The 526-nt window shown below is 67.9% G+C and carries 1 protein-coding gene; it reads right to left on the bottom strand.

Translation table 11 applies throughout. The features are described from left to right. A partial coding sequence (locus PJ985_RS23285) for a condensation domain-containing protein (protein WP_271685865.1) occupies positions 1-485 on the bottom strand: 485 nt, incomplete at its 3' end. Between the last annotated feature and the right edge of the window lie 41 nt (positions 486-526).

The raw sequence follows: 526 nt of genomic DNA, 5'->3' as shown, positions 1-526 counted from the left end.
CGGCGGCGGTCGGTGGGGAGGGTGATTTCTTCGGGGAGTCCGGCCAGTTGGGTGGTCCAGTAGGTGAGTTGTTGTGCGGCTCGGCTGTCGGGGTTGTTCTCGTCGCCGAGGAGTTCGTGTTGCCAGAGGGTGTAGTCGGCGTACTGGACCGGAAGGGGGGTCCAGCGGGGTGGGTGGTTGTGGGTGCGGGCGGTGTAGGCGGTGGCGAGGTCGCGGGCCAGGGGGGCGAGGGACCAGCCGTCGCAAGCGATGTGGTGGAGGACCAGTACCAGGGTGGTGTGGTCGATGAGGTGGGCGCGGAAGGGTGTTTCCCGGGTGAGGTCGAAGGGGGTGGTGGCGGCTTCCTGAATGCTCCCGCCGTCCTGGAGGGTGATGTCCGGGGCGGTGATGTGCTGGCCGCCGCCCTCGGGGAACACCGTGCGCAGGACCTCGTGCCGTTCCGCGACATCATTCAACGCCGCAGTTAACGCCGCCCGATCCAGCACACCACTCTCCACCGACAACACCACCGGCACGTTGTACGCCG

This window comes from Streptomyces sp. ACA25, from assembly GCF_028200735.1.
In the GTDB taxonomy this organism is placed as follows: domain Bacteria; phylum Actinomycetota; class Actinomycetes; order Streptomycetales; family Streptomycetaceae; genus Streptomyces.
The sequence above is the reverse complement of the archived record's forward strand: the minus strand, read 5'-3'. Positions and strand labels throughout refer to the sequence as shown.